This is a genomic window from Streptomyces luteolus, assembly GCF_029968015.1.
GTDB classification, from domain to species: Bacteria; Actinomycetota; Actinomycetes; order Streptomycetales; family Streptomycetaceae; genus Streptomyces; species Streptomyces luteolus.
Map to the genome: position 1 here is coordinate 66,593 of NZ_JASCIS010000038.1, position 10,435 is coordinate 77,027.

Below are 10,435 nucleotides of genomic sequence, written 5' to 3' on the forward strand. Positions count from 1 at the left end.
CGGACGGGCCTCCTCAAGCGCCGGAGGGGCTGAAAATTCAGCCCCTCCGGCGTTTGAGGAGCGGGGTCCGGGGCGGAGCCCCGAAGCTCCGCAAGATTTCGGGAAGGGGCGGGGAGGGGAAGAATCAGCGCCGAGCCACGTTCAACCTCAGCCCCTCCGGCATCAACGTCAACCGCTCCACGACCCGCAACCGGTACGCCGGATCCGCCCGCAGGTCGTACCTGCGCAGCAGCAACCCCAGCACCAACGTCGCCTCATGCAGCGCGAACTGCCGTCCGATGCAGGCCCGCGCCCCGGTCCCGAACGGCTTGAAGACATGCGCGGGCCTGGCCCGTACCGCCTTCGGGTCGAAGCGGTCCGGGTCGAACACCTCCGCGTCCTCACCCCAGGCCTCCGGGTCGCGGTGCACCGTCATCGTGAGGACGAGCGCCCACGCCCCGCGCCGCATCGGATGCTCGCCGCCGAGCACCGTGTCGTGCCGTGCCTCACGGGCGAAGGCGGGGGCGGTGGGCCAGAGGCGCAGCGACTCGTCGAGCACCCGCCGCAGATAGCGCAGCCTCGCCACGTCCTCGTACGCGGGCTCGTCCTTGCCCGCCCACACCCGGTCCACCTCGTCCTGCGCACGGGCGAGCACCTCGGGGTTGCGGGCCAGGTAGTGCAGGGCGAAGGAGAGCGCGCCCGAGGTGGTCTCGTGCCCGGCGACGAGGAACGTGATGACCTGCCGCCTGATGTTCTCGGCGGTGAGCCGCTCCCCCGTCTCCGGGTGGGCGACCTCCAGCATCCGGTCGAGCAGATCCCGCAGTTCACCGCTGCCGCCCTCGGCCCGGCGCGCGGCGACGACCTCGTCGACGGTGCGGTTCAGATACGCCATGTCGGCGTCGTTGCGCCGGGTCGCCTCACGCAGGACGAAGGGGGCGAGCGCGGCGGGCACCGTGTTGCGCCGCTGGGCGAAGGCGAGGGTGCCGACCATCGCGGTCACGAAGGGGTGCGGGCGCTCCCGCTCGAACGAGCCGAAGTCGTACCCGAATCCGGTGCGCGCGATCGTCTCCAGGGTCAGCTTCGTCATGTCCCCGGGCACGTCCACCGCCCGCCCGGTGCGTTCCCGCTCGTCCCAGCGCTCGGTGAGCCGCCCGGCCACGTCGAGCATGAGGCGGTGGTATCCGGCCATGGCGTCCCGGTTGAACCCCGGCGCGAGAATGTCGTGCGCCAGCTGCCAGTTGGGCTCGTGGTTGTACGCGGTGAACAGTCCGTCCCCGGCGACCGGCCGCAGGTTGGCCACGCCGAGCCCGACGTGCTTCGCGAACCGGGACTCGTCCGCCATGTCCGATGCGAGCCCGGCTCCGCCGACGAAGACGATCTCCTTGCCGAAGGCCTTGCGCCGGAAGATCGGGCCGAGCTCGCGGGCGACGCGCATGGAGTCCTGAACGGGGGTGCGCACGTTCGCCCCGATCACGTCGCCCATCAGCGGAATGCGGCGGGGCGGGTGCGGGATGCGGTGGAGCTCCGGCCAGCCCTGCTGCGCGCTGCGGAAGCCCTTGGGCAGCGCGGCCCCCTCGTCGCGCGCCGCCGCCTCGGTGATCTGCGCCATCTGCCCCAACTCCCCTGCCATGCCCGCCGATTGCGTTATTGCATCTCGGTTCAATAGACCTCGCCAGTGTGGTCACGCCGCCGAATCGCCGTCAAGGACGTACGGCGGGGAACATCGCTCCCGGCGCGGAACCGCGTCGAGTACGGTCCTGCCATGCCAGCGAACCGCAGCTCACGCACCCGCCGCCGGCTGAGCACCGAGGAACGCCGCGAACAACTGCTCGCGGTCGGCTCGCGCCTGTTCGCGCAGAGTCCGTACGACGACGTGTGGATCGAGCAGGTCGCCGAGATCGCGGGCGTCTCGCGTGGGCTCTTGTACCACTATTTCCCGACAAAGCGGGAGTTCTTCGCCGCGGTCGTACGGCACGAGAGCGAGCGCATGCTGCGCCTGACTGCCGCCGTGCCGGGCCGCCCTCTGCGCGAGCAGATCGACGCGGGCATCGACCTCTTCCTCTCCTATGTCGAGCAGCACGCGGAGGGCTTCCGCGCCTTCCACCGGGCGCAGGCGGCGGGCGATCCGACGGTGCGCGAGGTGTACCGGGCCGCCCTGGCCGCGCAGGAGCAGCAGATCCTGGGCGCGCTCTCGACCGCCTCGGCCGCCTCGACCGACATGGCGGACGGCCCCGGCCCCGGCCCCGCGATACGGCTCGCCGTGCGTGGCTGGCTGTCGTTCATGGTGACGGTCTGCCTGGACTGGCTGGACGAGCCGGACCTGGGCCGGGACGAGGTCAGGGAACTGTGCGCCCGCACACTGCTCGGCGCGATCCGCGTGTGAGGCGTGGGGCGGCGGACATCGGCCCGACCGGTACGGAGCGGCGGACTTCGGGCCCGAGCCGTGCGGGCGGGCCAGCAGCGGCCCAACCCGTACCGAGCGGGGGCATCGACCCCGAGCCTCGTAAGCGGCCAGCAGTAGCCCAACCCATACAGAACGGCAGGCAGCGCCCCGAGCCGCATGGCCAGGGGCGGCAGGCAGCGGGCAGCGGCCCGACCTGAACCGAGCAGCGGGCAGCAGCCCGTACGGGCACGGGGGCGTCCGTCCCCGATCCGCGCGTGCCGGCCCCCGCGCGGGCCCAAACCGCGCAGGCGACCGGCAGCAGCCCAACCCATACCGAGCGACAGGCACCGGCCCCAAGCCGCGCAGGCCGCCAGCCACCGCCCGACCCGTACCGAGCAGCGGCCAACGGGCAGCAGCCCGTACGGGCACGCGGGCGTCCGTCCCCGATCCGCGCGTGGCGGCCCCCGCGCGGGCCCGATCCCATACGCTCGGCCAATGGCGAAGTACTTCGACGTGCACCCCGACAACCCGCAGCGGCGCATCATCACCAACGTGGCGGACAGCATCCGCTCCGGCTCCCTCGTCGCCTATCCGACCGACTCCTGTTTCGCCCTCGGCTGCCAGCTCGGCAACCGCGAGGGGATCAACCGGATCCGGTCCATCCGCGACCTCGACGAGCGCCACCACTTCACCCTGGTCTGCGAGAACTTCGCGCAGCTCGGCCAGTTCGTCTACTTCGACAACGACGTGTTCCGCGCGCTCAAGGCGGCCACCCCCGGCAGCTACACCTTCATCCTGCCCGCGACGAAGGAGGTGCCGCGCCAGCTGATGCACCCGAAGAAGAAGACGGTGGGCGTGCGCATCCCCGACCACGTCGTCACCCAGGCGCTCCTCGCCGAGCTCGGTGAACCCCTGCTCTCCAGCACGCTGCTGCTGCCCGACGAGGACGAGCCGATGACCCAGGGCTGGGAGATCAAGGAGCGGCTGGACCATGTCGTGGACGCGGTGGTGGACTCCGGCGACTGCGGCACCGAGCCGACCACAGTGATCGACTTCTCCGGCGGCGAGGCCGAGATCGTCCGCAGGGGCGCGGGCCCGACGACGCCCTTCGAGTAGGCCCGCCGAGGCCCGTGGCGGTGCCCGGAACCGGGAGGGTTAGCATATGAGCACCGCCTAGCTCGAAAGATAAAAACGTGACTGTCAACGAGGACTCGTTCACCAACTGGAAGAACCGCGAGGAGATCGCGGAGTCGATGATCCCGATCATCGGGAAGCTGCACCGCGAGCGGGACGTCACCGTCCTGCTGCACAGCCGCTCCTTGGTGAACAAGTCGGTGGTCAGCATCCTGAAGACGCACCGGTTCGCGCGGCAGATCGCAGGCGAGGAGCTCTCGGTCACCGAGACGCTGCCGTTCCTGCAGGCCCTCACCACGCTCGACCTCGGCCCCTCGCAGGTGGACATAGGCCTGCTCGCCGAGGCGCACCGGGCCGACGACCGCGGTCTGTCCGTCGAGGAGTTCACCGCCGAGGCCGTCGCCGGCGCCACCGGCGAGAACAAGATCGAGCGCCGCGAGGGCCGGGACGTCGTCCTCTACGGCTTCGGCCGCATCGGCCGTCTCGTCGCCCGGCTGCTCATCGAGAAGGCGGGCTCCGGCAACGGCCTGCGGCTGCGCGCGATCGTCGTGCGCGGCGGCGGCGAGCGGGCGGCCGAGGACATCGTGAAGCGCGCCTCGCTGCTGCGCCGCGACTCGATCCACGGCCAGTTCCAGGGCACGATCACCGTCGACGAGGCGGGCGGCAAGATCATCGCCAACGGCAACGAGATCAAGGTGATCTACGCCAACGACCCGTCCGAGGTCGACTACACGGCGTACGGCATCAAGGACGCCATCCTCATCGACAACACGGGCAAGTGGCGGGACCGCGAGGGTCTGTCGAAGCACCTGCGCCCCGGCATCGACAAGGTCGTCCTGACCGCCCCCGGCAAGGGCGACGTCCCGAACATCGTGCACGGCGTCAACCACGACATGATCAAGCCGGACGAGCAGATCCTGTCCTGCGCGTCCTGCACGACCAACGCGATCGTGCCGCCGCTGAAGGCGATGGACGACGAGTACGGCGTCCTGCGCGGTCACGTCGAGACGGTGCACTCGTTCACCAACGACCAGAACCTGCTTGACAATTACCACAAGGCCGACCGCCGTGGCCGCTCCGCGCCGCTCAACATGGTCATCACGGAGACCGGCGCCGCCTCGGCCGTCGCGAAGGCGCTGCCGGACCTGAAGGCGCCGATCACCGGCTCCTCGATCCGCGTGCCCGTGCCGGACGTCTCGATCGCGATCCTCAGCCTGCGCCTGGGCCGCGAGACCAACCGCGAGGAGGTCCTGGAGTACCTCCGGGACGTCTCGCTCAACTCGCCGCTGAAGCGCCAGATCGACTTCACGACCGCGCCGGACGCCGTCTCCATGGACTTCGTCGGCTCGCGGCACGCCTCGATCGTCGACGCCGGCGCCACGAAGGTCGACGGCGACAACGCGATCCTCTACCTCTGGTACGACAACGAGTTCGGCTACTCCTGCCAGGTCATCCGGGTCGTCCAGCACGTCTCGGGCGTCGAGTACCCGACGTACCCGGCCCCGGCTGCCTGATCCGCCGCTCCGGGCTCCCGCTTCACCACCAGCGCCCGGTCCGCCGCCCCTACTACGGGAGTGGCGGGCCGGGCGCTGCGGCACAATCGCCGGATGCGCGAGAACCGGATCATCCATCGCACGGCGGACGGCGTCCGCATACCCGGCACGTGGCGGCACGCCTTCATCCGCAACGGCGACTACTTCCTCACCGACCTCTTCATCTACGCGGACGGCCTGATCGACTGCTGGGGCCTCGTCACCGTCGAGGAGTTCGCCGAGAAGCTGACCCGTGGCTGGGTCGCCACCGAACTCCCCGAAGGCGCCAGGGCGTCCGGGCACGAGCTGGCCGCCTGGAAGTTCAGCGAGCCGCGCACCTGGCTGACGCCGGAGATCCTCCTGGCCGAAGTCCGTGACACCATCGAGCGGTTGAACGGCCGCCCCGACTCGACCGAGCGCTGCCTCGCCGCCGTCGACGTCTTCCTCGCCGAGCGCACCGAGGAGAACCGGGCCGCCGCCCACGCCGCGTACCAGACGATCCCCGTCACCCAACGCCGTTACGCACTGGGCGACATGGACCGCAAGGACGGCCCGCTCCAGGTCCTCGTGGCCGGAGTCGGCGGCACGACCGAGGACTGGCGGGACGAGCCGGTCACGTGGGAGGAGTACGACGAGGCGCTCGCGTACTTCGAGGAACGCGCGGCCTGGCGGGCCGAGCCCCCTCGCGTCCCGGTGGACGGACCGGACACCTCGTTCGCCCCCGCGATCAAGCTCAACCAGTCGTTCCCGATGAAGAGGGCCGAGGACCCGGGCACCCGCGCTCTGCGCCACGAGTACCCCGCCCCGGTCACCGTGGCGGGCGCCGCCTACCCGTCCGTCGCGCACGCCTACTGGGCCCTGTCCGTCGACGACCTCTCCGTACGAGCGGCGATCGCGGAGGCCGACACCGAGCACGCGGCCCGTACGCTCGCCGCCGGCGCCCCGCGCCGCGAGGGCTGGACGCAGGCCCGCGCGGCCGTCATGACCGGGCTGCTGCGCGCCAAGTTCACGGACGCCGACCTGGCGGAGATCCTGCTCGCCACGGACGACGCGACCGTGGTCTACGACGAGGGCGACTCGCACTTCTGGGGCGACAACGGCGGCCGGGGCCGCAACTGGTCGGGGCGGCTCCTCGAACTCGTCAGGTCCGAACTGCAGGCGCGGCGGGCCGGAATCGAGTTGAACTGACCCCGCCCCGCCCGGGATCGCGGCTCACCGGCTCAGCGGTCCAGGTGCGGGGACTCCGTGTGCGGCCGGTAGACCGTCAGCGCCTCCGGAAGCTTGTCGACGCGGAAGGCCCTCGGGGCGTCCGCGACCTCGCCGTCGTACGCCATCCGCGTGCCCTCGGCCAGGCCCGACACCAGGAGGCGGGGCACATGGGCCGCGGCGTACGTACGGGTCCTGGCCACGCCGCCGACCAGGGCCGTGGCGAGCAGGCGGGTGCGGGCGAGGTGTCCGCCGTGGGCGATGCGGATGTCGAGGAGGCCGTCGGAGAGGTCGTGGCGGCGCATCGGGGTGATGCCGAGGCTGCGGTAGACGCCGTTGCCGGCGAACAGCAGCCACATGGCGCGGCGGCGGCCGTTCACCACGGCCCGCATCGGGTGCGCGGTGCGCAGGATCTTCGCGATGCCGAGCAGCGTCGCGGCGGGGCCGCCGATCCTGGGTGACCAGTGCTCGCGCAGGCGGACCAGGTCCGGGTACGCGCCGAGGCTGAACGTGTTGAGGAAGTACGCCGGTTCGGCCTCGGCCCCCGGCGCGGCGGCGGGGTCGGTGAGGGGGGTGATGCGGCCTACGTCGACGCGTACGGCGTGCCCGTTCGTGACCGCGGCGCAGGCGTCCGGGATGGTGTCGACGCCCAGGTCGGACGCGAAGTGGTTGAACGTGCCGCCGGGCAGCACGAGCAGCGGGACCCCGGACCTGAGGGCCGGTTCGACGGCCGCGTTGACGGTGCCGTCGCCGCCGCACACGCCGAGCACCCCGCCCTTGCGGGCCGCGTCCCGGGCCGCCGCCTCCAGGACCTCGGGCAGCGGCCCCGCCTCGTCGTCGTACAGAATGATCTCGGCGCTCGGCAGCAGCGACCTCAACTGGCGTACGGGGTCGACGAGTTGGGGCTGCGCGCCGGACGAGGGGTTGACGACCACGTACAGGCCGTCGCCGTCCGGGAGCGCGGGGGCGTCCTCCTGCTGGCGGGCGGGCGGCGGGAGCTGGTCGCGCGAGGGCACGAGGCCGCGCACGGCGAACGCGGCGGTCACGCCGAGGGCGGAGCCGACGAGGACGTCGCTCGGGTAGTGCACGCCGGTGTAGATGCGGGAGAACGCGACGGAGAACGCCACGGGCGCGAGGACCGCGCCCCAGCCGCGCGACTCCAGGGCCGCACCCGCGGCGAAGGCGGCCGCGGACGCCGAGTGGCCGGACGGGAAACTGCTGGTCAGGGGCTGGTGCGGCAGGTGCCGGATGACGGGGACGGCGTCGAGGACCGGGCGGGCGCGGCGCACGGCGCCCTTGCCGAGCGTGTTCACCGTCGCCGAGGCGAGGGCGAGCGAGGCGATTCCGCGCACGGCCGCCCGCCGCCCGCGCGGACCGCCGAGCGCCCACATGCCGAGGGCGGCCCCGCCCCAGAGCAGCCCGTGGTTGGCGGCGCGGCTCAGCCGCGGCAGCACCGGCTCGGCGGCCGGCCAGGGCCGCATCGCGACCTGCCGGAACACGGTGTGGTCGGCGTGCCTCAGGAGGCCGCGGAGTGAGCGGACGGAACGGTTCGCGGAATAGGCCATGCCTCCTTGATACCCGGCGCGCCCCCTTTCCCGCCCGGCCCCCTCCCATCAGCCCCGCCCGGTGCCACGTATCGCCTCCCGCCCCGTGCCACGTATCGCCTTCCGCCCCGTCCCGTTCTGCTCCGGATCTCCCGTTTCGCCCAGCCAGTGGGCGAGGCGGCCTCGGAGGCCGAGGGCGCGGAGGCGGCGCTCGGTGCGCTCGCCGGCTTCCGGGGTGGTGATGAGCAGCAGCTCGTCGCCGGTGCGGAGCACCGTGTCCGGTCCCGGTACGAGGGCGGTGCCGTCGCGGACGATCAGGGTGACGGCGGTCGGCTGCGGCAGCCGCAGCTCGAGCTGCGGCGGGCAGCGTCGGGCCCTGGACCAGGGTGAAGAAGGCGACCAGGACGAAGACGATGTTCAGGAGGTGCCGGGCGCCGTCCACGCCCGCCACGACGGGGAACGTCGCGAGCACGATCGGTACGGCGCCGCGCAGCCCGGCCCACGAGATGAACAGCTGCTCGCGCCACGGCGTACGGAACGGCAGCAGGCACAGCGCCACGGAGACGGGCCGGGCGACCAGGACGGACCGCGAGGAGGAGATCCTCAAGCTGGTCGCCGAGGGCCACACCTCGCAGCAGATCGCGGACCTGCTCGTCATCAGCCCCAAGACCGTCGAACGCCACCGCGCCAACCTGCTGCAGAAGCTCGGCCTGCGCGACCGTCTGGAACTCACCCGGTACGCGATCCGCTCGGGCCTGATCGAACCCTGAACCCGCCTGCGCGCGGCCTCGGTTAGGGTGCGCGGATGACCAACTCCCCTGCGCACGAGGCGTATGAGGCGGACGACGCGGACGACGCGCACGGAGCTGACGTACCGCACGAAGCTGACGAAGCGCACGGAGCCTACGGCGGCTTCCGGACGGGCGGGCTGTGGGCCGTCGCCGCGATCGCCTTCGCTGCCGTGGTCGTCGGTTCGGCCGTGGCGCTGTTCGGCATGCTGGAGTTCGACGAGCGCTGCTCCCATGGAATGATCACCGGCCCCGGCAGCTTCCAGAGGGCGCGGTACGAGTCCTATCCCCCGGCGACGGTCTGCGAGTTCAGCGGCGGCGAGGTCGCCTCCGTGGGCGGCTCGGGCGTCCTCTTCGTACTGCTGTGGGTGGGCATGGCCGTGCTTGTGGGGTGTCTGCTGCTCGCGCTGGTCGCGGAGTGGTTCGAGCCGCGCACGGGGGGCGAGTTGGTGGTGCCGAGGTCCCGGGCCGAGCGGGTGCGGCGCACGGCGACGGCCTTCTTCGTGACCGGCTCGGTGTTCCTGGGGTTCTACGTGCTCATCGGCCGGCCGTTGTTCGCGGGACCGTCGTCCGCGTGCTCCGCGAGTGCCGACTGGGGCAGCCAGCCCCCGCGCACGCTGGAGTACAGCCTCTTCCCGCCGCAGGCGACCTGCCAGTACACCAGCGGCATGACCGAACAGCTCAACCCCGGCTGGGCGACGGCCCTGTCCGTGCAGCTGGCGGTACCCGCCCTCCTCGCCGGCATCGGCTTCGCCCTGGCGTTGCGCCGACGATGCGAGGAGCGGCGCGGGGCCTCACCCGCGTAGGCGGCTCAACTCCTGCATGGCTTCCCGCTCCAGGCGGGACACCTCGCCGAGGAGCCTGCCCGCCCGGTCGAGGCTCTGCTGGTCGCCCGCTTCACCGGCCGCGCTGATGAGTGCCGCGACCTCCGTCCAGAGGGCGGCCGCCTCGGTGTACATCCGGTGGCCGGTGCGCAGGTGGCTGTCGTCGAGGTGCTGGGCGCACTCGGCGAGGAAGTCCCGGTAGAGGTTGCGGAACAGGGCGCCGCCGGTGCCGGCCTGCTCCATCAGGAGCGCCGCCCGGGGCAGGTCCCGTTCCGGGGCGTCGCTGCGCCGGAGCCAGGTGGGCACCAGCTTTCCGGCCTTCGCGATGCCGCGGTGACCGAGGTTGGCGATGGGCGGGTCGAGGAAGGCGTCCGCGCAGGCGGTGACGGCGGGAACGATCCGCTCCCGTGGCGAGGGGGAACTCCTCGGCACGGCCAGGGTGAACGACCGGTGCCTGGCGGACATCGGTCCGCGCGCGGCCCTGGCCCGGGCGAGGCCGCTCAGGCTCGTCGTCACCGCCCCGCCCTGCTGCTCGGTGTCCACCAGACGGGCCTCGCGGTCGTCGTAGCCGTACATCGCGACGACATGACCGGCGAAGTGCACCTTCGACGTGAAGTAGTCCAAGTGGTAGCTGTCGAGCTGCAGTCCGACCGGGCGGCCCGCGTCGAGCTGCGCCGCCACCTGGTCCCAGGCCTTGCGGGGCGAGGTCGTCTCCTGGACGAGGAGTTCGAGGCCGAGCCGCGCGGCCAGGTTCCGGGTCAGCTCGAAGGGCTTGACGCGTCCCCCAAGGAAGGGGAAGTCCATGTTCTTGCTGTCCCAGTAGACGAAGGACAGACCCGAGCCGAGACCGAAGAGCATGGGCTCCGACAGATCGAGCCCCTGGTGCCGCAGCAGCACCGCAAGCGCCGTCGTCTCGCAGTGCCGCATTCCGCGGGTGTCGATGCCCCGCACGCCGATGTCTGCCACCCACCCATGGTGGCCTCCCCCGGGCGCACGCGCGCCCGCGCCCCCTGCGTGAGCGGGCGCGGGCGCGGCTGGTCAGGTT

The 10,435-nt window shown here is 72.1% G+C and carries 8 protein-coding genes and 2 pseudogenes; 6 read left to right on the forward strand and 4 right to left on the reverse strand.

Annotated elements, in window-relative coordinates:
* Positions 1-124 precede the first annotated feature (124 nt).
* Positions 125-1,588 (reverse strand): cytochrome P450, encoded by a 1,464-nt coding sequence (locus QIT00_RS29165; protein WP_282538432.1) that lies wholly within the window; start codon positions 1,586-1,588, stop codon positions 125-127.
* Between the two features lie 153 nt (positions 1,589-1,741).
* Here QIT00_RS29165 and QIT00_RS29170 point away from each other — a divergent pair, with 153 nt between their 5' ends.
* The 4 genes from QIT00_RS29170 (at position 1,742) to QIT00_RS29185 (ending at position 6,216) form a co-directional block, all read left to right on the forward strand.
* A complete protein-coding gene (locus QIT00_RS29170; RefSeq protein ID WP_282538420.1) occupies positions 1,742-2,362 on the forward strand; it encodes a TetR/AcrR family transcriptional regulator in 621 nt (206 codons plus the stop codon).
* 495 nt (positions 2,363-2,857) lie between these two features.
* Entirely contained in the window at positions 2,858-3,478 is a 621-nt protein-coding gene (locus QIT00_RS29175; protein ID WP_282538421.1) for an L-threonylcarbamoyladenylate synthase, read from the forward strand.
* 77 nt (positions 3,479-3,555) lie between these two features.
* Complete coding sequence (locus QIT00_RS29180) at positions 3,556-5,010, forward strand: glyceraldehyde-3-phosphate dehydrogenase (RefSeq protein ID WP_282538422.1); 1,455 nt, start codon at positions 3,556-3,558, stop codon at positions 5,008-5,010.
* A gap of 93 nt (positions 5,011-5,103) precedes the next feature.
* On the forward strand, positions 5,104-6,216 hold the full coding sequence (locus QIT00_RS29185; RefSeq protein WP_282538423.1) for an NADAR family protein: 1,113 nt from the start codon (positions 5,104-5,106) through the stop codon (positions 6,214-6,216).
* 32 nt (positions 6,217-6,248) lie between these two features.
* Here QIT00_RS29185 and QIT00_RS29190 read toward each other — a convergent pair whose 3' ends face one another.
* Together QIT00_RS29190 and QIT00_RS29195 are read right to left on the reverse strand one after the other, a co-directional pair.
* Complete coding sequence (locus tag QIT00_RS29190; RefSeq protein WP_282538424.1) at positions 6,249-7,799, reverse strand: bifunctional phosphatase PAP2/diacylglycerol kinase family protein; 1,551 nt, start codon at positions 7,797-7,799, stop codon at positions 6,249-6,251.
* A gap of 48 nt (positions 7,800-7,847) precedes the next feature.
* Positions 7,848-8,448 (reverse strand): annotated as a pseudogene (locus QIT00_RS29195) (cation:proton antiporter domain-containing protein); the annotation flags it as partial.
* On the opposite strand from QIT00_RS29195, the pseudogene QIT00_RS29200 reads away from it, so the two are divergent.
* Both QIT00_RS29200 and QIT00_RS29205 read left to right on the forward strand, forming a co-directional pair.
* Positions 8,360-8,548, forward strand: a pseudogene (locus QIT00_RS29200) (response regulator transcription factor); the annotation flags it as partial. The pseudogenes QIT00_RS29195 and QIT00_RS29200 overlap by 89 nt on opposite strands.
* 35 nt (positions 8,549-8,583) lie before the next feature.
* A complete protein-coding gene (locus QIT00_RS29205; protein WP_282538425.1) occupies positions 8,584-9,372 on the forward strand; it encodes a hypothetical protein in 789 nt (262 codons plus the stop codon).
* On the opposite strand, the gene QIT00_RS29210 is transcribed toward QIT00_RS29205, so the two are convergent.
* Positions 9,361-10,317: a BtrH N-terminal domain-containing protein gene (locus QIT00_RS29210; RefSeq protein WP_282538433.1), complete on the reverse strand. Its 957-nt coding sequence runs from the start codon at positions 10,315-10,317 to the stop codon at positions 9,361-9,363. The genes QIT00_RS29205 and QIT00_RS29210 overlap by 12 nt on opposite strands.
* Positions 10,318-10,435 lie beyond the last annotated feature (118 nt).

What these genes read in the sequence shown, in the direction of transcription:
- QIT00_RS29175 (WP_282538421.1), top strand. Translation starts at nt 2,858, where the DNA reads ATGGCGAAGTACTTCGACGTGCACCCCGACAACCCGCAGCGGCGCATC.
- QIT00_RS29185 (WP_282538423.1), top strand. Translation starts at nt 5,104, where the DNA reads ATGCGCGAGAACCGGATCATCCATCGCACGGCGGACGGCGTCCGCATA.
- QIT00_RS29210 (WP_282538433.1), bottom strand. Translation starts at nt 10,317, where the DNA reads ATGCGGCACTGCGAGACGACGGCGCTTGCGGTGCTGCTGCGGCACCAG.
- QIT00_RS29190 (WP_282538424.1), bottom strand. Translation starts at nt 7,799, where the DNA reads ATGGCCTATTCCGCGAACCGTTCCGTCCGCTCACTCCGCGGCCTCCTG.
- QIT00_RS29205 (WP_282538425.1), top strand. Translation starts at nt 8,584, where the DNA reads ATGACCAACTCCCCTGCGCACGAGGCGTATGAGGCGGACGACGCGGAC.
- QIT00_RS29170 (WP_282538420.1), top strand. Translation starts at nt 1,742, where the DNA reads ATGCCAGCGAACCGCAGCTCACGCACCCGCCGCCGGCTGAGCACCGAG.
- QIT00_RS29165 (WP_282538432.1), bottom strand. Translation starts at nt 1,588, where the DNA reads ATGGCGCAGATCACCGAGGCGGCGGCGCGCGACGAGGGGGCCGCGCTG.